The sequence below is a fragment of the Sphingobium sp. TKS genome (assembly GCF_001563265.1).
In the GTDB taxonomy this organism is placed as follows: domain Bacteria; phylum Pseudomonadota; class Alphaproteobacteria; order Sphingomonadales; family Sphingomonadaceae; genus Sphingobium.
In genome coordinates, this window is sequence record NZ_CP005084.1 from 301927 (window position 1) to 326030 (window position 24104).

General features: G+C 65.0%; 19 protein-coding genes and 2 riboswitches. Of the genes, 17 read left to right on the forward strand and 2 right to left on the reverse strand.

Annotated features, from left to right (window positions below; all coding sequences use genetic code 11):
- Positions 1-3: 3 nt before the first annotated feature.
- Positions 4-3072, reverse strand: coding sequence for a CHAT domain-containing protein (locus K426_RS22280; protein ID WP_066563801.1), 3069 nt, complete (start codon positions 3070-3072; stop codon positions 4-6).
- A 368-nt stretch (positions 3073-3440) separates the two neighbouring features.
- Here K426_RS22280 and K426_RS22285 point away from each other — a divergent pair, with 368 nt between their 5' ends.
- The 13 genes from K426_RS22285 to cobJ all read left to right on the forward strand — a co-directional run bounded on the left by K426_RS22285 (position 3441) and on the right by cobJ (position 19711).
- The gene (locus K426_RS22285; protein WP_066562496.1) at positions 3441-5879 is read left to right on the forward strand and encodes a TonB-dependent receptor; all 2439 of its coding nucleotides are present in this window, start codon (positions 3441-3443) and stop codon (positions 5877-5879) included.
- 126 nt (positions 5880-6005) lie between these two features.
- Entirely contained in the window at positions 6006-6929 is a 924-nt protein-coding gene (locus K426_RS22290; protein WP_066563804.1) for a formylglycine-generating enzyme family protein, read from the forward strand.
- Between the two features lie 22 nt (positions 6930-6951).
- Positions 6952-7194 (forward strand): hypothetical protein, encoded by a 243-nt coding sequence (locus tag K426_RS22295; protein ID WP_066562498.1) that lies wholly within the window; start codon positions 6952-6954, stop codon positions 7192-7194.
- Between the two features lie 405 nt (positions 7195-7599).
- Positions 7600-8523, forward strand: coding sequence for a LysR substrate-binding domain-containing protein (locus tag K426_RS22300; RefSeq protein WP_066562500.1), 924 nt, complete (start codon positions 7600-7602; stop codon positions 8521-8523).
- Between the two features lie 66 nt (positions 8524-8589).
- Positions 8590-8817: riboswitch (cobalamin riboswitch) on the forward strand.
- A 154-nt stretch (positions 8818-8971) separates the two neighbouring features.
- Positions 8972-10057: a HoxN/HupN/NixA family nickel/cobalt transporter gene (locus tag K426_RS22305; RefSeq protein WP_443018230.1), complete on the forward strand. Its 1086-nt coding sequence runs from the start codon at positions 8972-8974 to the stop codon at positions 10055-10057.
- Entirely contained in the window at positions 10054-11109 is a 1056-nt protein-coding gene (cobW, locus tag K426_RS22310; protein ID WP_066562504.1) for a cobalamin biosynthesis protein CobW, read from the forward strand. The genes K426_RS22305 and cobW overlap by 4 nt, the downstream gene beginning before the upstream one ends.
- Positions 11109-14825 carry a cobaltochelatase subunit CobN gene (cobN, locus tag K426_RS22315; protein WP_066562506.1) on the forward strand — a complete coding sequence of 1239 codons (3717 nt, stop codon included), beginning with the start codon at positions 11109-11111 and terminating at the stop codon, positions 14823-14825. Before cobW ends, cobN begins: the two co-directional genes overlap by 1 nt.
- A 2-nt stretch (positions 14826-14827) precedes the next feature.
- A complete protein-coding gene (gene cobO, locus K426_RS22320; protein ID WP_066562507.1) occupies positions 14828-15433 on the forward strand; it encodes a cob(I)yrinic acid a,c-diamide adenosyltransferase in 606 nt (201 codons plus the stop codon).
- A gap of 56 nt (positions 15434-15489) precedes the next feature.
- On the forward strand, positions 15490-16059 hold the full coding sequence (gene bluB, locus K426_RS22325; RefSeq protein WP_066563806.1) for a 5,6-dimethylbenzimidazole synthase: 570 nt from the start codon (positions 15490-15492) through the stop codon (positions 16057-16059).
- Between the two features lie 95 nt (positions 16060-16154).
- A riboswitch (cobalamin riboswitch) is annotated at positions 16155-16382 on the forward strand.
- A gap of 173 nt (positions 16383-16555) precedes the next feature.
- Positions 16556-17620: a cobalamin biosynthesis protein CobG gene (locus K426_RS22330; RefSeq protein WP_066562508.1), complete on the forward strand. Its 1065-nt coding sequence runs from the start codon at positions 16556-16558 to the stop codon at positions 17618-17620.
- Positions 17620-18249, forward strand: coding sequence for a precorrin-8X methylmutase (locus tag K426_RS22335; protein ID WP_066562509.1), 630 nt, complete (start codon positions 17620-17622; stop codon positions 18247-18249). Before K426_RS22330 ends, K426_RS22335 begins: the two co-directional genes overlap by 1 nt.
- Positions 18246-18965 (forward strand): precorrin-2 C(20)-methyltransferase, encoded by a 720-nt coding sequence (gene cobI, locus K426_RS22340; RefSeq protein ID WP_066562510.1) that lies wholly within the window; start codon positions 18246-18248, stop codon positions 18963-18965. Before K426_RS22335 ends, cobI begins: the two co-directional genes overlap by 4 nt.
- Entirely contained in the window at positions 18962-19711 is a 750-nt protein-coding gene (gene cobJ, locus K426_RS22345) for a precorrin-3B C(17)-methyltransferase (RefSeq protein ID WP_066562512.1), read from the forward strand. Before cobI ends, cobJ begins: the two co-directional genes overlap by 4 nt.
- Here cobJ and K426_RS22350 read toward each other — a convergent pair.
- The gene (locus tag K426_RS22350; protein WP_066562517.1) at positions 19687-20436 is read right to left on the reverse strand and encodes a cobalt-precorrin-6A reductase; all 750 of its coding nucleotides are present in this window, start codon (positions 20434-20436) and stop codon (positions 19687-19689) included. The genes cobJ and K426_RS22350 overlap by 25 nt on opposite strands.
- Here K426_RS22350 and K426_RS22355 point away from each other — a divergent pair.
- From K426_RS22355 to K426_RS22370, 4 genes are read left to right on the forward strand one after another with little or no spacing between them, the layout of a single operon-like run.
- Complete coding sequence (locus K426_RS22355) at positions 20435-21658, forward strand: bifunctional cobalt-precorrin-7 (C(5))-methyltransferase/cobalt-precorrin-6B (C(15))-methyltransferase (RefSeq protein WP_066562519.1); 1224 nt, start codon at positions 20435-20437, stop codon at positions 21656-21658. The genes K426_RS22350 and K426_RS22355 overlap by 2 nt on opposite strands.
- Positions 21655-22020 (forward strand): cobalamin biosynthesis protein, encoded by a 366-nt coding sequence (locus K426_RS22360; protein WP_066562520.1) that lies wholly within the window; start codon positions 21655-21657, stop codon positions 22018-22020. Before K426_RS22355 ends, K426_RS22360 begins: the two co-directional genes overlap by 4 nt.
- A complete protein-coding gene (gene cobM / locus K426_RS22365; protein WP_066562526.1) occupies positions 22017-22799 on the forward strand; it encodes a precorrin-4 C(11)-methyltransferase in 783 nt (260 codons plus the stop codon). The genes K426_RS22360 and cobM overlap by 4 nt, the downstream gene beginning before the upstream one ends.
- A complete protein-coding gene (locus K426_RS22370; RefSeq protein WP_066562531.1) occupies positions 22796-24103 on the forward strand; it encodes a cobyrinate a,c-diamide synthase in 1308 nt (435 codons plus the stop codon). Before cobM ends, K426_RS22370 begins: the two co-directional genes overlap by 4 nt.
- The last annotated feature ends 1 nt before the right edge of the window (position 24104 follow it).

A 24104-nucleotide genomic window follows, 5' to 3' on the forward strand; every position in this document is an offset into this window, starting at 1 on the left:
CGTTCAGCGGCGCGCGATCAGCGGGCGCGCACCATCACCAATGATGGCGAAGCCGGACCAGTAGAAGGGATGGGAAGTCTCCGCATCGTCCATCAGCTTGACCTGCGCCTCCCGCAGCGCTTCGGCCACGGGCTGATCCTGCCCAGCCGCGAACAGACCGCTCATCAGCCTTTCGGTCGCGTGATAATCCTCCGGCGCGGGCCAATGGCTGGCGATGACGGCCCGGCTTCCCGCACCGATGAAGGCGCGCACCAGTCCGTCCAGCGCCCCGCCGCCGCCCGAAAGGCCCGCCGCCCGCGTCGTTTCCGCGCCTGCCGCGCCCGCCGTGTCGCAGGCCGAAAGCACCACCAGATCGGCATTCAAGCGCAGATCGAAAATCTCGCTGAACTGCAACAACCCGTCCGACGCCCTGTCAGGCGCGAAGCTGGTCAGCAAAGCAGGCCGCGCCGGGCATCCCGGATGCGGCGGCGTCACCAGACCATGGGTCGCGAAATGCAGGATGCGGAATTTGTCGAGATCGCTGCGCGCCATCACCGCTTCGTCGGTAAAGGCCGCGCCTGTGATGAGTTCGCTGCCCTGCCCGCCAATGGCCTGCGCGGCCTCCCGCAATTCGGTCGCGGGAATCGGCCGGTTCCACTGGAGGGGCGACCAGCCGCAATCATCCACCGCCCCATTGGCCAGGGTTCCGCGGGTGGAGGCGGCCAGCACCGGCCCGGCCAGCGGCGCATTGTCGCCAAAGCCGATATAGCTCTGCACCGCGCCGGAGGGCGCCGCCGCCCGCGCATCACGGAAGGCTCGCGCCGACAAGGCGGTGCTCACCGCATGGTCGCGGCCCAGCCAGTCGATGCCGCGAAAATCGAACTCGTCGCCACCCTTGGCCACGCGCGCCTCATAGGCATCGACGCCCGCCTGACCCGCGATCAGCAGATTGACCGGCAGTTGCAGCATCGCGCCATCAGGTTCGAAGATCAGATGCCGCACCGCCGCCAGCCGCTGCTCCACCGGCCCGAACAGCTCGAGATAGAGGCTGCGCGCCACCGGCACGTCCAGCGCATAGGTGGTCTGCGCGCCGTTCACGTCGATGGAGATTGTCTCGCGCAGAGCGGCCACTTTTCGTGCCACCTCGGTCGCGCTGGCTGTCAGCCGGTATCCGGTCGCGCCCGCGCCGTCGATCCACAGGGCGTAAAGCGCGTCGCCAAGCTGCGCGAGCTTATAATAGCCCTCGCCGGGTTTCAGCGTCGCCTGCATCTCGGCCAGCGTCAGCCCCTGGGGACTAACGGCCCGATATTGCGGATAGGCCGCCAGCGCCGCCAGCGTATTCGCCTGGTCGGCGGCGAGTTGGTCGATGTCCGCCTGCGCCTGCATGACGTCCGGCAGCAACGCCTTCTGCACCTCCGCCGCCTGCCGCAACTGCGCCAGCGCGATCCGCCCGCGCTCGATGTCGCGGGAAAGGGAGCCGGACTGGCGGAACAGCCGCGCCGCCTCGCCATTGCCGGCGGACAGTTCGCGGCTCAACTGTTCCAGCGTGTCGGCCGCGCCGGGCCGCAGCAGCATCTGGGACGCGGCGAACAGATCGGCCGTCAGTTCCGGCCGATTGGGAATTTCCTGCGCCAACCGGTTGAAATAAGGCTGAAGCTGGTTTGCCATCCCGGTCAGCGTCGCGCGATTTTCCATGGTCGAGGCCATGATGCCGCGATAGATTTTCAGCGCGTCCTCATTGCGACCACGCCGGACGAGGAAGGCGCCCAGCCGCGCCCGCGCCCCGTTCAGCGCCACCGTTTCGGGATATTGCGCGCCCAGCAGCACCAGCGCCTGATTCAGATTGCGCTCGGCCTGCCCGAAATCGCCCTGCGCTTCATAGGTAAGCGCGATCTCGCCCAGCAATTGGGCGCGCAGGCGGGTGATCGACGTGACCCGCCCGTCGCGGATCGCGACCGCGCTCGCCAACGCCTGCGACAGTATGTCCCGCGCCGGTCCCGGCTGCCCCGACAGCCGCAGGATCGTTCCCCGCAACTGCTGCGCCTGCGCGTCGATGATCGCCGCCCGCTCGGCAGGGGCAAGTCTCGTATCCTGCCGCACGCCCAGAGCGCGGGCCGGTGACGCCGCGCTGCTCATTTCGGCGGCGACCTCGGGCGGCAGGAATAGCGCGCCGTCTTCGCCGGTCACCGCGCCCGTGTCACCGCCCAGGGGACGATCCAGTATCTCCAGCGCCCCACTCAGATCCTGCCGGTTGATATGATGCATCGCCTCGAAATTGCGGCGAAGGCGGAGCTGCACGGGATCGGCGGTCGCGATACCGCGTGCCTGGGCAAAAGCCGCATCGGCCTGATCGAACAGCCCCAGATTGGAGAGCTGCAGGCCACGATTGACCAGATATTCATGCGCCCGCCCAGCCCGCTCCGCCGGCGTCAGCTTTGCAACGTCCGGATCGCGCGCCAGCCGGTCGGTCAGGCTGTCGAAAAATTCCGCCGCTTCGGCATAATTGCCCGACGCATTGCGCCGATAGCCCTCGGCCAGCACGGTTTGCGGGTCCAGCGTCGCGGCCTGCAACCGTGCAAAGCCCGCCTCGTTAGTGCCGACCGTCGCGATGTCGACCTTGCCCGGCACCGTTCGCCCCAACATGACGGACCGCAACCCCAGGTCGAGGGCGCTCGCATAAGCCGCATAGCCCTGGGCGACGTAGATCGTCTTGCCGCGCTCGACGGTCAGGATGCGATAGGCGCCGACCGCGCCGGTACAGTTGCGCATGACCGCCGCGCCGATGTCGGGCAGGCTGACGCCCCCCGGCACGCCGCATTCGACCGCCGTCTTGCGCGAAGCCGCCAACCGTTCCAGCAAAGCGGCATCCTGATCGCCGGAGCCGCGCCGCAACGCATAGATCTGCCCGACCGGACGCGCCGCATCCCGGCATACCAGCGTCCAGGCGCGATCGAACATGGTGCGCGCGGTGGGATCTCCGCTCGCGCTCTGCGCCTGACACAGGGCGCCGCCCTCGCTGCCGATGCGAAAACTGTCCCTGAGCAGCGGGCGGTCATCCACACCCTGCGCATGCGCCACGACGGACAGACTCAAGACGCCCCAACCGCCGAGCCTGAAAACCAACTTCCCCAAAGCGTTCAAAGGCTTATCCCCCAAAGCTTGCCGGATTTTTCCGTGCAAAGCTTCCCCTTAGCCATAACCCGGCGCAGTCATAACGCCGCCCGATGGTGCGCCGCAAGGCGAAAGGCGCGGATCACGGATTCCCGAAGCCTTCGCTCCCCAATCGAGTGAGGCAAGGAAGCTACAGTTGAGTAAGATTCAATCTCTTGCACGCAATTTTCATTGCATCGGGCAAAAGACATGATCTAGATTAGCCTTGAGTGAATACCGACCGATAAGACAAGATAAACGTCAGCTTATCCGAATAAACATAACAGGAAGTTCACTACAGGGAGGATGAAATGAACCGATTTCCCCGCTACGATTCCGTATTGCGCCTGTCCGCGTCATGCCTTGTTTTGGCGTTATCGGGCCTCTCTACTGGTGTTTCCGCTCAAGTAACCGACAGCGCGTCCGATTGGTCTGGCAACGAAATCATCGTCACTGCGACTAAGCGTAATGAATCCATCCAGAATGTTCCCTTTTCCATCAATGCGCAGACCGCCGAAGCGATGCAGCGCATGGGCGCCACCTCGATCGAGGACGTGTCGCGCAGCGTCGCTGGCCTGACCGTCCAGAATCTGGGGCCGGGCCAGAGCCAGGTGTCTGTGCGCGGCGTGTCGGCGGGCCAGGTGGTCCGCGACCAGCCGGGCGTCAAGGAACAGGTCGGCGTCTATCTCGACGAATCCGTCATCTCCATGTCGCTGTTCACGCCGGATTTCGACCTGTTCGACCTTGACCGCGTGGAAACGCTGCGCGGGCCGCAGGGCACGCTGTTCGGCTCCGGGTCCGAGGGCGGCACCGTCCGCTACATCACCAAGCAGCCCAAGCTCGGCCAGACCGAAGGCACGGTGGAGGCGGGCGCCAATGTCCTGAAGGGCGGCGATGTCGGCTATTCGGGCAAGGGTGCGATCAACCTGCCCCTGGGCGAAACGGCGGCGATCCGCGCGGTTGGCTATGCCGAACATTATGCCGGGTTCATCGACGCCATCGGCCCGGCCGCTGGCAAGAACATCAATGACGGCCGCCGCTATGGCGGACGGCTCAGCTTGCTCTGGGAACCGGCGCCGGGCATCAAGCTGACGCCGCGCATCATCTATCAGGATATCCGCACCAACGGCTTTAACCGGGAGGACAGCTATCATCTCTATTATAACGAGCTGATCAGCCCCTTCGACATTCTGCCCGAACGCACCCAATATCTGAAACTGCGCGAGGAGTTCCGCGACAAGACCACGCTGGCGGACTTCACGGCCAACATCGATATCGGGTCCGACGTCGCGCTGACCTCCATCACCACCTATATCCACCGCAACATTCTGGTCAGCCGCGACGCTTCGGCGCTGACCGGATCGGTTTCGGTGACGCCTTTTGTCATGACCTTCGGCGTCAACCCCGCCATCGCCAATCTGCCATCGAACTTGCGCGATACGACCAAGCTCAAGCAATGGACGCAGGAATTGCGCCTCGCCTCGACCGGCGCGGGGCCGTTCCAATGGGTGTTCGGTGGCTTTTACAGCCATGTCGATCGCGATTATGCCCAGCGTCTGCCGACCCCCGGCTATGACGCCTTCATCGACGCGGCACCCGCGCCGTTCGGTCCGGGCGCGTCGGCTGGAGCCGCCAACGGCTTCCCGCTCAACTCGCCTTACAATGCCGACATTCCCTATATCATCAAGCAATACGCCGCCTTTGGCGAGGCGAGCTACAAGCTCGGCCAGTTCAAACTGACCGCAGGCGGGCGCTATTATGACTTCAAGGAAGAGCGCGATTTCAAGACCGGCGGCGTCTTCCCCAATGGCGACAACCGCGTGGGCGACAAGACCGGGTCGACCGGCTTCTCCCCCCGCTTCATAGCCAGCTATGAAGCCAATCGCGATCTGACCTTCAACGTTCAGGCGTCCAAGGGCTTCCGCCTGGGCGGCGTCAACGATCCGTTAAACCTGCCGCTCTGCAATGGCGGCGCGACCGGGCCGGACGCGGCGACCTATGGCAACCGTCCGACCTTCGACGACGAAACGCTGTGGAACTATGAGGCCGGGGTGAAGGCGTCGGGCAGCGGCATCACCTTCAACGCGGCGGTGTTCTACAACGACATCAAGAATCTTCAGGTCACGGCGGATGCGGGAAGCTGTTCCTCGCGCATCCTCTTCAACGTGCCGAAGGCGCATACGGCGGGCCTGGAAGCGGAACTGAGCGCCCGCGTCTCCCCCAACCTCGATCTGTCATTGAGCGGCAGCTATATCGATTCGAAGATCGATAGCAACGTCACCGACGGAGGCGGCGCGATCATCGCGGGCATCCGCAAGGGCAACCGCCTGCCCACCGTGCCGAAGTTCCAGATGGCGGCGGCAGCGACCTATACGATGGAGATCGCGGCGGAGACCGACTGGTCCTTCACCGCCAGCTACCAGCATGTGGGCGACCGCTATACCCAACTGGACGATCAGGAGCCGGGCAAGGGCAGTTTTACCAACTCCATCTATTATGACCCGGCCACGGGCGCTTATGGCACCGGCGCGTTCAACTTCGGCTCCTACAAGCTTGGCGCCTATAATCTGGTCAACCTGTCGACGGGCGTGAGCTGGGACAGCGGTCTGTCGGTCACACTCTACGTCAACAATCTGTTCGACGAAAATGCGCTCTATTCGCTGGACCGCGAGCGCGGCGGCCGGGGCCGGCTCGGCTATAATATCGGCACCCCGCGCAAGATCGGCGTGACCGTCCGCAAGGACTTCTAAAGCCCAATCACACGGGACGCCGGAAGCCAAACCGCTTCCGGCGTCCTTATTTTTGGGCAATACACCGGGCCGATCCGTCGCTATGGTCGCCCGGTGATCGAGACCGAGAATGCCATCGCGCAAGAGATGCGCTTCGTCGAAGGCAGCGCCTTCACCATGGGCTCCGACCGCTTCTATCCGGAGGAAGCCCCGTTGCGGCAAGTCCGCGTGGATAGCTTCTGGATCGACGAAACGCCTGTCACCAACCGCCAGTTCGCGGAATTTGTCGAGGCGACCGGCTACCGCACTTTTGCTGAGATTGCGCCCGACCCCAAAGATTATCCCGGCATGCCGCCCGAAATGGCGCGGGCCGGTTCGCTGCTGTTCCAGCGTACGGCGACGCCCGTCGACCTCAGCGATTTCAGCCAATGGTGGCATTTCAGCTTCGGCACGGACTGGCGCCATCCCCATGGCCCCGACAGCCATCTGGATGAGCTTTGGGACCATCCGGTGGTCCATGTCGTGTTTCAGGATGCGGAGGCCTATGCCAAATGGGCGGGCAAGGCGCTGCCGACCGAAGCGGAGTGGGAGTTTGCGGCGCGCGGCGGGCTTGACGGCGCGGATTATGCCTGGGGCGATGAACTGGCGCCCAAGGGAGCCATGCTCGCCAATTATTGGCAGGGCATGTTCCCCTACAGCAATCTGCTGGAGGATGGCTATGAGCGAACCTCGCCGGTGCGAACCTATGCGCCCAATGGCTATGGCCTGTTCGACATGATCGGCAATGTCTGGGAATGGACGACTGATTGGTATGCCCAGCCCAGGGTCGAGCGCAAGGCAAAGGGAAGCTGCTGCGTCCCATCCAACCCACGCGGCGGCACGAAGCGGGAAAGCCTTGATCCCGTCAGTCCGCATGTGCCGATTCCAAGAAAAGTGCTGAAGGGCGGTTCCCATCTCTGCGCGCCAAGCTATTGCCAGCGCTACCGCCCCGCCGCCCGCCACCCGCAGGCGGTGGATAGTTCCACCAGCCATATCGGTTTCCGCTGCATCATCCGCGAACCGGGCCGCTGAATTTCAATAACGGGAAGACGTCATGCTCAATATCCCCTGGGACCAGCCCGCCACCATGATCGACCTTGACGGCAAGGCGCCGCTCATCGGCACGATCCGCGATTGCGCCCAGCATTTCGCGATCTTCAAGCCCCATGCGAAGGAACAGGCGCGCATCCTCCTCACCCAGCCCGTCCACCGCGAAGGCCGCAAGACGCGAACCTGGGTGCTGGAACCCTGGGAGATCGAAAAGCTGGTCGAACGGATGAAGGCGGAGGTGCATTGATCATCCGCCGAAACTGAAAAGTAGCGTGCTCCTGCGAAGGCAGGAGCCCAGTTCTCATGTGTGAACTAAGTTCCTTCCTTCGCAGCAACAGGGACCGCCTCAGACCCTCCAGGCCGCCTCTTTCGCCGCCTGGGACTAGAGACGAAGCGCGCCAGGAAATGCGCTCCTTTTGGTTGCAGCATTTTCGGAGCCGTTGACCATTAAAGGTCAACTTGAAAATACTCTAGAATGCGACGGCGTCTCCGGCCTTGAGCAGAGTGCTGCGGCAATGAGGGGGCATAACCCGCGCACATCCACCGAAGGACTATGGAGATACCGCCACATTCGAACTTGCCCATGCGCCCTTGGACATTCTGCGTCTAATATATAATATGGCATGATCGATAGCTTGAACGACATGATCTTATGGACCTGCGCCATCTGCGTTATTTTCTCTGCGTCGCTGAAGAGATGCATTTCGGCCGCGCCGCGCTGCGCCTTGGCATATCACAGCCGCCGCTCAGCCAGCAGATCCGCGCTCTGGAAGATGAGCTTGGCGTCCGCCTGTTCGACCGCACCAGCCGCCGTGTACGCCTGACCGAAGCGGGCCGGCTGTTCGAGCCGGAGGCCCGCCAGACCCTCGCCCAGGCCGAACGCGCCGCCCAGATCGCCCGCATGGCGCAGCGGGCCGAGATCGGTCATCTTGGCCTTGCCTTCACCACGTCCGGCCCCTTCGTGCCCCCTGTGGCGCGCGCGCTCTACCGCTTCCGCCAAACCTATCCCAATGTCGAGCTGATCCTGCGCGAACAGGGCCGTGACGAGCAGGTCGAAAGCGTCGGTAGTCGACAGCTCGATCTCGGCATCGTGCGCAACTACGAGCCGCCGGTCCTGCCCGAAGGCATGGTGTCGCGATGCCTGCTCACGGAAGAGATGGTGCTGGCCCTGCGCACCGATCATCCGCTGGCGCTGCGGTCGGCCCCGCCCAGCATTGCGGACCTGGCCGACGAACCGCTGGTGCTGTACGGCGCGCCCAATGGCGCGGGCTTTACCGAGCATTTCTTCGCCCTGTGCGAGAAGGCGGGCTTCGCACCCAAAATCTCCCATGAGGCCCGCAGCCTCGCGACCCTTTTTGGACTGGTCGCGGCGGGCTTCGGCCCCACTGTGATCGCTCAGTCCATGGCGCGGCTGCACGTCGACAATGTGATCCACCGTGCTTTCGACGTGCCGGTCATGAGTTCGCTCTGGCTGATCCACAATGAGGATTTGTCGCCGACCGGCCAGGCCTTCCTCAAGACCCTGCTCGAAGAACGCATGGCGGCGGAGACCGGAACGGCGCCTGAGCCGGCATAGCGCGTCGCCCCCTTCCAATTCTCCACGCCAGCCTCTATGCAGTCCGGCGAAAGCCAGCCTCGGCCAGCTTTCACTGATCGCGCCGGTGCCCTCCCAAGGGGCTTAATAGGGAATGCGGTGATGAATCCGCGGCTGTCCCTGCAACTGTAAGCGGTGAGCGAGACGCATATCGATTCTTCGGACCGCCGGAGAATCAGCCACTGGGCCGGACGCTAAATCCTGCGAGGCCTGGGAAGGCCATGCGTCGAGCCGAGACCCGTGAGCCAGGAAACCTGCCTGCGTCTGGTCGCTCTTGCCTTGGTCCAGGGGATGGCCGCGGCACGGTACTCCGTCTGAGCGACGCTTTACGCAGCGGGAGCTGCTGTCCGCATGCCGGGCGCAAGCGCGTCCGTCCGGCATGAAGGCAGGTCCCGTCCGGTTTCGCTGACGCCGACGGGGGATCGCCCTGATGAGACCTGTTTTGAATGCACTGGCCCGTTCCAGCCCGATGGAATCGGCCGGCCTGCTGCGCCGCCGTGCCACGGCCATGTTCGCCGCGCTGATCGCCGCCAATCTGGCCGCATGGGCATGGGCCTTCACGATCTTCGCGGGCGATACGGTCATGCTGGGCACAGCGCTGCTGGCCTGGAGCCTGGGCCTGCGCCATGCGGTTGATGCCGACCATATCGCCGCCATCGACAATGTGACCCGTAAATTGATGCAGGACGGCCAGCGCCCACTGACCGTCGGCTTCTGGTTCGCCATCGGTCATAGCGGCATCGTTCTGATCGCCGCCGTCACCATCGCCATTGCCGCCAATGCTCTGAGCCGTGTCGAAGCGGCGGGCGCGATCGGCGGCACCATTGCAACAATCGCCTCCGCGACCTTCCTTTTCACCATCGCCGCGATGAACCTGATCATCCTGAGATCGGTTCTCAAGACCTTCAATCATGTTCGCAACGGTGGGCTCTATATCGATGAAGATATGGATATCCTGCTTGGTTCACGTGGTTTTCTGGCCCGTATCTTCCGCCCGCTTTTCCGGCTGATAACGCGGAGCTGGCATATGGCCCCGCTCGGCTTTCTCTTCGGGCTTGGCTTCGACACTGCCACCGAAGTCGCGATCCTCGGCCTGTCGGCTGGCCAGGCGGCGAGCGGCCTTTCGATATCGACCGTCCTCATTTTCCCGCTGCTCTTCGCGGTGGGCATGGCGCTGATCGACACGGCGGACGGCGCGCTGATGATGGGCGCCTATCAATGGGCCTTCGTGAAGCCGATCCGCAAGCTCTATTACAACATCACCATCACGCTGGTGTCCGCCTTGGTCGCGCTGCTCATCGGCGGGATCGAGGCTGCGGCGCTGCTGGGCGACAAGCTGGGCCTGACCGGCGGCATCTGGACACTTGCCGCCGACCTTGGCGAACATTTCAACAGCCTGGGTTTCTTCATCATCGGCCTGTTCGCTGCCTGCTGGCTGGCGAGCTGGGCCATCTACCGCTGGAAACGCTTCGACGAGATCGAAGTCACTCTCGAACCGCAAGGAAATCCCGCATGAAAAAGGTTCCCGCCTCAAAAATTCCGGCCACTGTCATCACCGGCTTCCTCGGCGCGGGCAAGACGACGCTGATCCGTCACTTGATCGAAAATGCAGGCGGCCGCCGCCTCGCCCTCATCATCAACGAGTTCGGAGATGTCGGCGTCGACGGCGCGCTGGTGCAGGGCTGCGGCGACGAAGCCTGCCCGGACGAGGACATTATCGAACTGGCGAACGGTTGCATCTGCTGCACTGTCGCGGACGATTTCCTGCCGACCATGCAAAAGCTGCTCGACCGCCCGACGCCCCCCGATCACATCATCATCGAAACCTCGGGCCTTGCATTGCCCAAACCGTTGGTGAAGGCCTTCCAATGGCCCGACATCCGTACCCGCGCCACGGTGGATGGGGTGATCACGCTGATCGACGCCGATGCACTGGCGGCAGGCCGCTTCGCCCATGACGAGGTCGCGCTTGCCGCCGCCCGCGCCGCAGACCCGACACTTGATCATGACAGCCCGATCGAGGAATTGTTCGAGGATCAGCTTGCCTGCGCCGACCTCGTCCTGCTCAACAAGACCGATCTGGTCGATGCCGCCACACTGGCGGGTCTGGAACGGGATTTGGCCCGGGAAACCCGTCCCGGCGTCAGCATCATCCGCACGTCAAAGGGCGAAATCGATGCCGCTGTCTTGCTCGGCCTGGACTCAGGCGTGGAAGATCAGATCGATGCCCGCCCCTCCCATCACGACAATGAGGAGGAGCATGATCATGATGATTTCGAGAGCTTCATCATCAATCTTGGCGAACTGGGCACGCCCGAACCGTTGCTGGCGGCGCTCGCGGACGCCATCGCCACCCACGACCTGTTGCGGGTGAAGGGCTTCCTCGCCATCGCAGGCCGCCCGGCTCGTCTGGTCGTCCAGGCCGTCGGTCCACGCATCCAGCATCATTACGACCGCCAATGGCAGGCAAGCGAGCAACGCTCCTCCCGCCTTGTCGTGATCGGCCAGACGGGCCTGGATTGCGCCGCCATCGAAACCACCCTCAAGGTGCAGACGGTCCCCGCCTGATGCACCTGCTGACCGCCACGCCCGGCACCGTCTCCAACGGCGACGAAGCGATCGACCTTGGCCAGTCGCCGGGCGACATCGTGCTGCTGACCGTGGCGGACAGCGAACTCGCCTGCTTCGCCAGCGCCGCCGCAGCCTTGGGCGAGGCAGGCCCAACAATCCGCCTCGCCAATCTCCTCCAGCTCAAGCATCCCTATTCCGTCGATCTCTATGTTGAAAAGGTGATCGCCCACGCCAAATTCGTCTGCGTGATCCTTCTGGGCGGTAAGAGCTATTGGCCCTATGGCATTGATGAAATTGCCAATATTGCCCGCGAAAAAGGCATAGCCTTTGCCGCCCTGGCCGATGGTCGGGAGGATGATCCGGAACTGCGCGCCGCCTCAACCCTGCCCGCAGAAACCTGCGACTATCTGCGCGACTATCTCCGGCAAGGCGGCATTCCCAATGCCATCGCCTTCCTCAAGACCGCCGCTCGTCTCGCGGGTTTCGATGCAGGAATGCCCGATGCCCCGATTCCGATAGCCGACGCCGGTCTCTACCTTCCCTGTACCGACCGTCCGACATTGGAACAGGTCAAGGCCCGCTGGGCCGCAGGCCAACCGACAGCGCTCTTCGTCTTCTACCGCGCCCTGCTGATTGCGGGCACACTCGAAGCCGTCGACGCGATGATCGCAGGTCTCGAAGCAGCAGGCCTCAACGTCCTCCCCGTCCATGTTCGCGCCCTGCGCGAACCCTTCGCCAAGGATTTCCTGCAAGGCCTGATGGAAGGGACCGCGCCTGACGTCATCCTCAACGCCACCGCCTTTGCCGCGAGCGCGCCGGGAGAACCACGCACGCGCTCGATCCTGGAGCAGGCGGACTGCCCGATCCTGCAAACCATCTTCGCCAGCGCCGAACAAGGCGCCTGGGAAGCGAGCGCTCGTGGCCTTGGCCCCCGCGACCTCGCCATGCATATCGCGCTTCCCGAAGTGGATGGCCGCCTCTTCACCCGCGCCGTCGCCTTCAAGGCTGCTGCCCGCTTCGACGAGCGCACGGAATGCAGCATCATCGTGCCCCGCATATTGGAAAATCGTGTTAGATTCGTTTCCCAACTCACTGTTAATTGGGCAAAACTTCGTAAATCCCTCATTGCAGATCGCCGCGTTGCACTGGTACTCGCCAACTATCCCAACAAGGATGGCCGCATCGGCAATGGCGTCGGTCTCGACACGCCGGCCAGTGCCACCGCTATCCTGAACGCGCTGCGGGAATCCGGCTACACCACCCATGACGCTCCCGCCGATGGGGCCACCCTGATGCGCCTCATGACGGGAGGCATCACGAACGCCTCCCCCGATCGTCCCGCCGAAGTCTCGCTCCTCCTCGACGCATATCAATCCGCCTTCGCCGTCCTGCCCGAAGCCGCTCGCGAAGCCATTCAGACCCGTTGGGGCATGCCCGAAGCCGACCCCTTCTTCCAGGAGGGCGCCTTCCGGCTCCCGGTCCACCGCTTCGGCAACATCGCCGTCGCGGTCCAGCCATCGCGCGGCTATCATATCGATCCCAAGGCCAGCTATCACGACCCGGCCCTGCCGCCGCCGCACGCCTATCTCGCTTTCCACATCTGGCTGGCGCAGGAATTTAGCGCCCATGCCGTCGTTCATGTCGGCAAGCACGGCAATCTCGAATGGCTCCCCGGCAAGGCCATCGCGCTATCCGAAAACTGCTTCCCCGAAATCTGCGCCGGGCCGATCCCGCAAATCTACCCCTTCATCGTCAACGATCCCGGCGAAGGCACGCAGGCCAAACGCCGCATCGGCGCCTGCATCATCGACCATCTGACGCCACCCCTTACCCGGGCCGAAACCTATGGTCCGCTCAAGGAACTGGAGGCGTTGGTCGACGAATATTATCTCGCCGCCGGCATGGACCCGCGCCGTTTGGAAACGCTGCGCAAGGACATACTCGCGCTCGCCGCTTCTCAGGGGTTGGATAAGGATGCAGTCGCTCAAGGCAGTGGAGAAGATGCTTTAGCTGCGATCGATAACTATCTGTGCGACCTCAAGGAAATGCAGATCCGTGATGGCCTGCATATTTTTACCCAAAGCCCTGAAGGTCACCTCCGCCGTGATCTGCTCATAGCCCTTGCCCGCTGTCCCAGAGGCATGGATCATGAAAGCCAGCAATCCCTCCTGCGCGCGCTTGCCGCTGACCTGGCCCTGAATTTCGACCCGCTCGATTGCATTATGGGCACCCCCTGGACCGGTCCCCGCCCGGAACCGCTCCAAGGCTTGACCCAAGCCCCATGGCGCACCACCGGCGACACGGTGGAGCGCCTCGAACTCTACGCCATCCATCTGCTCGACAGCGGCGATCCAGCTCCCGGCCCGCAAAGCGCCGCTGTCCTGAACGCTATCGAAACCGACCTCGCCCCCCGCGTCACCGCCTGCGGCGATGCTGAAAAGACGGCCCTCCTCCAAGCCCTCAACGGCAATTTCGTCCTTCCCGGTCCTTCCGGCGCGCCCACGAGAGGCCGCCCGGACGTCCTCCCCACGGGCCGCAATTTCTACTCGATCGACACCCGCGCCGTGCCCACGATCGCCGCCTGGAATCTCGGCCAGCGCTCCGCCGATCTCATCGTGCAGGACTATCTCCAGCGAGAGGGCGACTATCCCCGCGCCATCGCGCTTTCCGCCTGGGGCACGGCCAATATGCGCACCGGCGGGGATGACATCGCGCAGGCCCTCGCCCTTATGGGAGTGCGCCCTCGCTGGGACTGGGCTTCCGGCAGGGTCATCGGGTTCGAGGTGATGAAGATCGCGGAACTGAACCGCCCCCGCGTGGACGTCACTTTCCGCGTCTCCGGCTTCTTCCGCGATGCCTTCCCCGAACAGATCGACCTGCTGGACAGCGCCGCCCGCGCCGTCATGGCGCTGGACGAGCCGGAGGAAGACAATCCCGCTGCTGCCCGTCACCGCGCCGAAACCGCCGCCCTGATCGCGCAGGGCACGCCGGAGAAAGCTGCCCGGCGCCGCGCTGGAAGCCGCGTTTTCGGCTCAAAACCCGGAGCCTATGGCGCAGGCCTGCAAGCCATGATCGACGAGAAGATCTGGCACGACCGCGCCGACCTTGCGAACGTCTATCTCGACTGGGGCAGCTACGCCTATGGCGGCGGCGTGGAAGGCGAAGCCGAGCGCAACCTCTTCGCGGAGCGACTGACTCAGGCCGACGCCTTGATTCAGAACCAGGACAATCGCGAACATGATCTGCTCGACAGCGACGATTACTACCAGTTCGAAGGGGGCATAGCCGCCGCCGTCGAACATCTGTCCGGCAGGAAGCCGCTCAGCTATCACAATGACCACAGCCGCCCGGAACGGCCGGTCATCCGCACGCTGGAGGATGAGATCGGCCGCATCGTGAGAGCGCGGGTCACCAACCCCAAATGGATCGCGGGCATAATGCGCCACGGCTACAAGGGCGCGTTCGAGATCGCCGCCTCGGTCGATTATCTCTTCGCCTTCGCCGCCACCACCCATGCGGTGAAGGATCATCATTTCGACGCCGTCCACGCCGCCTTCATTGAGGACGAGACGGTTCGCGCCTTCATGGCGGAGGCCAATCCGGCAGCCCTGCGCGAAACCGCCGCCCGCCTCCACGAAGCGCTCGACCGCGCGCTTTGGAAACCCAGGTCGAACAGCGCCGCCATGCTCCTAACCCAACTCAAGGACGCCTAGAAATGATCGAACGCACTCCCGAACAACATGCCGAAAAGATGAAGAAGAAACAGGCCGCCCATGACAAGATCATGGCGACCAAGACCCAGGAAAAGGGCCTTCTCATCGTCCACACCGGCAAGGGCAAGGGCAAGACGACGGCAGCTCTGGGCATGGTCGTCCGCGCCATCGGCCATGGCAGGAAAGTGGGCGTCGTCCAATTCGTGAAGGGCGCCATGACCACCGGAGAAAAAACGGTGTTCGATGCGTTTCCCGACCATGTCGAGTTCAAGTCCATGGGTGAAGGCTTTACCTGGAACACGCAGGACCGTACGCGGGACATTGCCCTTGCCCGTGAAGCATGGGATGAAGTCAGACGCATGATTGCCGACCCGGCCTATGATATGGTCCTTGCCGATGAGCTCAATATCGTCCTGCGCTACGACTATCTGCCGGTCGAAGAGGTGCTGGAAGCCGTGACCGCCAGAAGCGAAATGAAACACGTCCTCATCACCGGCCGCAACGCGCCCGAAGCGCTGATCGAGGCGGCCGATCTCGTCACCGAAATGACCCTTGTCAAACATCCCTTCCGCAGCGGCGTGAAGGCTCAGCCAGGAATCGAATTCTGACACACACTGCCTTCGACATCGCCGCTTTCGAGGAATTGGTGCACCTGCGTCGCGACGTGCGCCATTTTCTGACCGATCCGCTGGATGAACATGAGGTCGAACGACTCCTCGCCCTCGCGCACAGCGCTCCCTCGGTGGGGCTGTCGCAACCCTGGCGCTTCGTCCGGATCGCCACGCCCGCCTTGCGCGAAGATCTCGCCGTCCATGTCGACGCCCAGATCATCAAGGCGGGCAAGATTTATGAAGGCGATGAAGACAGGCTCTACCGCAGCCTGAAACTGCACGGTCTGCGCGAGGCGCCGGTGCTGTTCGCCGTCTATTGCGACGAAGGCACCGAAACCGGCCATAAGCTGGGCGCTATCACCATGCCGGAGGCACGCCGCTATAGCTGCGTGATGGCGATTCACACGGTCTGGCTGGCCGCCCGCACGCGTGGCATCGGCATGGGATGGGTGTCGATCCTGGATCGTCCCACAGTCGATGCGATGCTGGAGATTCCGGAAAATTGGCGCTGCCTCGGCCTGCTGTGCCTCGGCTATCCGGTGAGCGAGGAAGCGACGCCGGAACTGGAACGGCGCGGCTGGGAGCATCGCACCGATTGGCATTCCGCGATCGTGACTCGCTGACCATTCCCCTCCCGCCCGCGTAAGGGAGCAAATTCTCCCCACTTCCCTTTCCCCCACTCTGCGCGTATGAACCGCATCCGGAGCGGGCATATGTTCGCTCCATCGATCGCGTCGGTGCCCCGCAAGGGGCTTAAATGGGAACGCGGTGCGGGATGAAACTCCCTAATCCGTGGCTGTCCCTGCAACTGTGAGCGGCGAGCAAGGCAAGGACCGGCCAACCCCCATCAACCCGGGACGGCCAGCCACTGGAGCAATCCGGGAAGGCCCCCTGCCAAGGCTATGACCCGCAAGCCAGGAGACCTGCCGAACGCAAAGGTCGCTCTAGCCATGACCCAGGGGATGGTCGCGGCTCGGTTTTCCGCACGAGCGACGGATAAGCGGCTGGGGAAGCATCCTCCAGTCGTCGTTGCGACGTGGGAGGTGAAGTCCGGTGCCAGACGCGCAGAGCGCATCATCCGCCGCCATTCGCGGCTGGTGTCCGACGGCATGGCGCCCGATGATGGCGGGCGATGGCCTGCTCGTGCGCGTGCGCCCTCCGTTCGGCCGCATGACGGTGGCCCAGGCTATCGGCCTCAGCGATGCCGTCCGCCGCCACGGCAACGGCCAGATCAACCTCACCAACCGCGCCGCGCTTCAGGTCCGGGGCGTGACGGAACAAAGCCACCCCGCATTGCTCGGGCAGCTTGTCGCACTCGGCCTCACCGATCCTGATCCGGCCCGCGAGGCGCGCCGCAATTTCCTGCTCGCTCCCGACTGGTCCGCCGGAGACGGCACGGAAAACATCGCCCAAAATCTGCTTGCCCGTCTCGACGACCTGCCCGACCTTCCTCCCAAGATCGGCATTGCCATCGACACCGGCCCTGCTCCCTGCCTGACCCTCGTACCGGCCGATTTCCGTTTCGAACGCAGCTCAGCCGGCACCCTGCTGCTCCGCGCCGAAGGACACGCCCTCGGCACGCCCACCACTGCGGAAACGGCCGTCCAGGACCTGATCGCGCTCACCCGCTGGTTCCTCGCAACAGACGGAGCCACCTCCGGCCGCATGGCGCGGCACAAAGCCTCGCTGCCAGCACATCCCAAGGTCGCTCCCGCTGCGGCACGCCCGATTCCGCAGCTTCTCACCCAGGCTCCCGGTCCCTTTCACGGCATCCCCTTCGGGCGGCTCGACGCCGACGGCCTCACCGCTCTGGCCGGACAGCAAGGCGTTGTCGCGCTGCGCCTTACCCCATGGCGCGGCCTGATTCTCGAAGGCGGCACGACCAGCCCCGATCACGCCTTCACCGACCCGTTGCTCCGCATCGACGCATGTCCCGGCGCACCAGCCTGTCCGCAGGCCAGCGTCGCGACCCGCGGCCTCGCCACCCGGCTTGCACCCCTTGTCGACGGCTCGCTGCATGTTTCCGGCTGCGCCAAGGGCTGCGCGCGTCCAAGGCCCGCCGACATCGTCCTCACCGGCAATCGGGGCCGCTTCGACCTTTCCCGCAAGGCCCGCGCCGGATCGCCGCCCGACCAGGCCAGTCTTGCCCCCGACCAGATTCTCGCCCTCTTCGGAAGCCACTAATGCCCCATATCTACGAAACCGATGGCGCCGCCATCTACCGGCAATCCTTCCGCACCATCCGTGCCGAGGCCGATCTCGCTCGCTTCTCGACGGAGGAGGAACGCATCGCGGTCCGCATGATCCACGCGGCGGGGCTGGTCGGCCTGGCTTCCCACATCCGCTTTTCCTCCACCTTCGCCCGGACCGCCATCGCTGCGCTGGAGGCAGGGGCGCCGATCCTGTGCGATGCGCGCATGGTGTCCGAAGGCGTCACCACAAGGCGCCTGCCTGCCCAAAACCCAATCCTTTGCACGCTGAACGATCCGCAGGTTCCAACGCTGGCGGCGCAAATGTCGAACACCCGTTCGGCGGCTGCGCTCGAACTCTGGCGTCCACATCTGGGGGGAGCGCTGGTCGCCATCGGCAATGCGCCCACGGCACTTTTCCATCTGCTCAATATGCTGGAAGATCCCGCCTGTCCCCGCCCCGCCGCGATCATCGGTTGCCCGGTCGGCTTCGTCGGCGCGGCGGAGTCCAAGGAAGCGCTCTGGCAGAGCCAGCCCGTCCCCTGCTGCATCGTGGAGGGCCGTCTGGGCGGCAGCGCCATCACAGTCGCGGCGATCAATGCGATAGCGAGCCCGGCAGAATGACCAACGGCATCATCCATGGCGTAGGCCTGGGCCCCGGCGCGCAGGACCTGATGAGCGTCCGCGCCGACCGCCTGATCCGCGAAGCCAGCCACGTCGCCTATTTCCGCAAAAGGGGAAAATCCGGCCATGCCCGCCGGATCGTGGAGGGCATGTTGCGTCCTGACGCCATCGAATATCCGATGGAATATCCGGTGACGACGGAAATCCCGCTGTCCGACCCGCGATATAATGAAGTCCTGTCCGGCTTCTATGCCGATTGCACCGCCCATCTGGACGGGCTTTCCGCCACTGGCGAGGATGTGGTGGTCCTCTGCGAAGGCGATCCCTTTTTCTACGGCAGCTTCATGCACCTGCACAGCCGTCTCTCGGCGCCGGTAAAGATCGTCCCCGGCATCACCGGCATGTCCGGCGCCTGGACCGCCAGCGGCATACCGATCAGTTGGGGCGACGATGTGACGACGGTGCTGATGGCTACCTTGCCCGAAGAGGAACTGGCCCGCCGCATCCATGACACCAATGCGCTGGTCGTCATGAAGATCGGCCGCAACCTCCCCAAGCTCCGCCGCGCCGTCGAAGCGGCCGGCAAGCAGGGCTGCGCCTGGCTGGTGGAATATGCGACCATGGCCGATCAGCGGATCACGCCTTTGGCGGAGGCAACCGACGTCACCGCCTATTTCTCGATCCTGCTGATCCACGGGCAGGGCCGCCGTCCATGACGGGCTGGATCGCTATAGCAGGCCTCGGCCCAGGAGCGGACGCGCTTATCACGCCGGAGGTATCGGATGCACTGGCGGAGGCGACCGACGTTATCGGCTATATCCCCTATGTCGCCCGCATTGCGGAACGTCCCGGCCTGACGCTCCATGCCACGGACAACCGCGTCGAACTGGATCGCGCCACCCACGCATTGACCCTCGCCGCGCAAGGGAAGCGGGTTGCGATCGTGTCCTCTGGCGATCCCGGCGTCTTCGCCATGGCCTCCGCCCTGTTCGAGGCGCTCGAAGCAGGCCCGAAGGAATGGCGCACGCTCGACATCCGCGTTCTCCCCGGCATCACCGCCATGCTCGCCGCCGCCGCGAAGGCGGGCGCGCCGCTCGGCCATGATTTCTGCGCCATCAACCTGTCCGACAATCTGAAGCCCTGGCCGCTGATCGAGCGCCGCCTGCGCCTCGCTGTACAGGCCGATTTCGCCATGGCCTTCTACAATCCGCGCTCCAGGTCTCGCCCTGAAGGCTTCGGACGCGCATTGAATGTCTTGCGCGAGGAATGCGGCGGGGATCGCCTCATCCTGTTCGCCCGCGCCGTCTCGACGCCGGAAGAGAGCCTGCATATCGTCCCCTTGAGCCGGGCCACCCCGGACATGGCCGACATGCGCACCATCGTCATCGTCGGGTCCAGCCGCACCCGCCTGATCGAGCGGCCCGGCCAGCCCATCCTCTACACCCCGCGCTCTGCCGCATGACCCAGCCATTCCAGCACCCCGACGACCTCATGCGTCACCCGCGCGGCGGGACAGGGGGGGCGGTCGATCATCACGACCGGCAGCCCCAGCGACCGAGCCGCGATCAGCTTCGCTTGCGCGCCGCTGCCCCCCGCATTTTTCGAAACGACGAAGTCGATGCCATGATCGCGCATCAACCTTATGTCTCCATAGGTGGTGAAAGGCCCCCGGTCGACGATCAGACTATGACGCGGCAGTCCCGGTGGGTGTTCCGGCTTGTCGACAAAGCGCAACAGATAATGATGCTGCGGCTGTACGGCGAAAGCGTCGACATGCATTCGTCCCAACGCCAGCATCACATTCCGGGCGGGGCCGTTCAGCGTCGCCACGGCTCCGGCAATGTCCGGTACATGCGTCCAGCGATCCCCCTCCGCCGCAACCCAGGGCGGTCTGGTCAGCATGATATGCTCCACTCCGGCCTCTCGCGCAGCCGTCACGGCATGCTCGCTCATCGTCGCGGCGAAGGGATGGGTCGCATCGACCAGATGGGTGATGCCCTCGTCCCGCAAATGGCGAACCAGCCCCGCGATGCCGCCAAAGCCGCCGACGCGCACCGGCACCGGTTGCGCCCGTGGCTTGTCCGTCCGCCCGGCATAGCTCAACACAGCGGGCGCGCGTCGCTCGGCCAGTGCCGTAGCGAGTGCGCTGGCCTCGGTCGTCCCGCCCAATATGAGGATATTGGAAATGCCCGAAGCTCCTGAAGGTCACTGGCCTGACGGTCCATGGCTGACGATCGTCGGGATCGGGGAAGACGGCCTGGATGGCCTGTCGTCCGCCGCCCGCGACGCGCTGGAGGACGCCGCGCTCATCATGGGAGCGCCGCGCCACCTCGCGCTGCTGCCTGCCTTTAAGGCGGAAACCCTGAGCTGGCCAGTCCCGTTCGAAGAGGGCGTTCGGGCGTTGCTGGCCCGGCGTGGCAAACCCACCGTCATGCTGGCCTCGGGCGATCCCTTCTGGTTCGGCGCGGGCGCCAGCGTCACGCGGCATCTGGAGCGGCAGGAATGGACGGCCCACCCCGCACCGTCCACCTTTGCCCTCGCCGCCGCCCGACTCGGCTGGCCGCTTCAGGATACGGAATGCCACGGTCTCCATGCCGCGCCGCTGACACGGCTGCGCCCAAGCCTCGTGCCGGGCCGCCGCGCCATCCTGCTGCTGCGCGACGGCCCGGCGGTGAGTGAACTGGCTGCCTGGCTGAAAGAGCAAGGATTCGGCACCTCGACGATCCATGTGCTGGAAGCGCTGGGCGGCCCGCGCGAGCGCATCCGCCAAAGCACGGCGGAAACGCTGAACTTTGCCGACATCGCCCATCCCGTCGCGGTCGGCCTGTCGATGACGGGCGAAGGCCGGACACTCCCCCGCTCCAGCGGTATCCCCGACGACTGGTTCGACCATGACGGCCAGATCACCAAGCGCCCCGCCCGCGCCCTGACCCTGTCCGCGCTGGCGCCCCGCCCCAGTGAAACGCTTTGGGACATAGGGGCAGGGTCCGGCTCGATCGCCATAGAATGGCTGCTCGCCCATTCCTTGACGAATGCGGTCGCTTTCGAAGCCGATCCCGAACGCGCCGAACGCGCCCGCGCCAATGCCCTGGCATTGGGGGTGGACCGCCTGACCGTCATCGAAGGCAGAGCCCCGGACATTCTGGGCGGCCGGTCCCGCCCCGACGCCGTCTTCATCGGTGGGGGTCTCAGCCAAGCTCTGCTTGAAACGCTGTTCGCCCTGCCCGGCGGACCCACGCGCCTCGTCGCCAACGCCGTTACATTGGAATCCGAAACGCTGCTCGCCCAATGGCATGCCGCCAAGGGCGGCGAGCTGCTCCGCATCGAACTCGCGCAGGCAGCGCCCCTCGGCACCCGTCGCGGCTGGCGTTCCGCCTATCCGCTGGTGCAGTGGAGCGTCACGCTATGATCGTCGCCGGCTTCGGCTTCCGGACCAGCGCCTCCCTCGCCTCACTGGAAGCCGCGCTGGAAGAGGCGACGGGCGCCAAGATTACCGTGGATGCGCTCGCCACGCTGGATCGCAAAGCCGACCAGCTCGCCCCATTGGCGCACAAGCTGTCCCTCCCCCTCATCGCCATCACAGCGGACCGTCTGGCCAATCAACGGACGCTCACGCGATCTCCCGCCAGCATCGCCGCTTATGGCACCGGCAGCGTGGCCGAAGCCGCCGCTCTCGCCGCCCTCGCCCCCAATGCGCGCCTTCTTGCCCCCCGCGCCTTCTCGCCCGACCGCCGGGCGAGCTGCGCCCTTGCCGAAAGCCTCCTCCCATGACCGTCCATTTCATCGGCGCAGGCCCCGGCGCGCCCGACCTCATCACCCTGCGCGGGCGCGACCTGATCGCGAGCTGCCCTGTCTGCCTCTACGCCGGATCGCTGGTGCCCGCCGCCTTGCTCGATCACTGCCCGCCGGGTGCGCGGATCGTGAACAGCGCGCCACTCACCCTGGACGAAATCATCGCCATCATGGCTGAGGCCGATGAAGTAGGGCAGGACATCGCCCGCCTCCATTCCGGCGACCTGTCGGTCTGGTCGGCCATGGGGGAGCAGCTCCGGCGCCTGAAAGCACTCGGCATCCCCACCAGCATCACGCCCGGCGTCCCGTCCTTCGCCGCCGCCGCCGCCGCGATCGGTGCTGAGCTGACCCTGCCCGAACTCAGCCAATCCCTCATCCTCACCCGTACCCCCGGTCGCGCCAGCGCCATGCCGCCCGGCGAAAGCCTTGCCGCCTTCGGCGCGACCGGCGCCACGCTCGCCATCCACCTTTCGATCCACAATCTCGCTCAGGTGGTGAGCGACCTGATGCCTCTTTATGGCGCCGAATGCCCCGTGGCCGTGGTCTGGCGCGCAAGCTGGCCCGACCAGAGGATCGTCCACGCCACGCTCGCCACCATCGCGCAAGCCGCCGCCGATGGCCCCGAACGCACCGCCATCATTCTGGTCGGCCCGGTACTGGGTAACGGGGATTTCATCGAAAGCAGCCTCTACGCGCCCGGCTATGACCGCCGGTTCCGTCCGGCCAGCGCCGATTCCGTCTTCATCGACAAGCCATGACGCCCGGCCTGCTCATAGCCGCACCTCGATCCGGATCGGGCAAGACGACCGTCACGCTCGGCCTGCTGCGCGCCTTCACTCGCATGGGGCTCAGGGTTCAGCCGTTCAAGTCCGGCCCCGACTATATCGACCCCGCCTTTCAGCAGGCCGCCGCCCGTTGCCCGTCCTTCAACCTCGATAGCTGGGCGATGTCCCGCACGCGGATCGCCGCCATCGCGGCCGGGCCGGATGCCGATCTTATCCTGGCGGAAGGCGTGATGGGCCTGTTCGACGGAGCGCCCGCCAGCGGAGAAGCCGGCACGGGCTCCAGCGCCGACATCGCCGCCCTGCTCGGCTGGCCGGTCGTTCTCGTCATGGACGTGTCGGGCCAGAGCCAGTCCGCCGCCGCCATCGCCAGCGGCTTCCGGAGCCTGCGTTCCGATATCGCCATGGCAGGCGTGATCCTCAACCATGTCGCCAGCGAGCGCCATGAAAGGCTGATCCGCGCAGCAATGGCGCAGGCAGGCATAGTCGCCCTCGGGGCCATCCCACGCTCCGCCGAACTCGGCTTGCCGGAACGGCATCTCGGACTGGTCCAGGCCAGCGAACAGACCGATCTCGACCGGATCATCGATCGCATGGCCGACATCGTCGCCGCTCATGTGGACCTGAACGCGATCCGCGAGGCTGCCTGTCCGGCGATACAAGACCGTCGCGCAGTCCGGTCGATGCCCCCCGGCCAACGCATCGCCATCGCCCAGGACGAGGCCTTTTCCTTCACCTACGCGCACCTCCTGTCGGACTGGCGAAGCGCGGGGGCGGAAATCCTGCCCTTTTCCCCTCTGGCCGACGAAGCGCCCGCCGCCGATGCCGACGCCATCTGGCTCCCCGGCGGCTATCCTGAACTGCACGCCGCCCGCATCGCCCATGCGCACCATTTCCTGTCCGGCCTGCGCCGCCATGCGCAAGACCGGCCCGTCCATGGCGAATGCGGCGGCTATATGGTCTTGGGCCAAGCGCTGATCGATGCACAGAGCCAGGCGCACGCCATGGCGGGCCTGCTCGGCCTGGTTACCAGCTTTGCGGAGCGGCGCCTGCATCTGGGCTATCGCCGGGCACGCCTGCTCGCGCCTATGGGCGGCATGCCCACCGATGCGATGCTGAACGGCCATGAATTTCACTATTCCACCATCGTCGAGCAGCCCGACAGCCCGCTGGCGCGCGTGACGGATGCGGAGGGTAACACCGTCGCATCCAGCGGATCGCATCGCGGCCTCGTTACGGGCAGTTTCTTCCACCTCATCGCCCCCGCATCGGAAGCCTGAC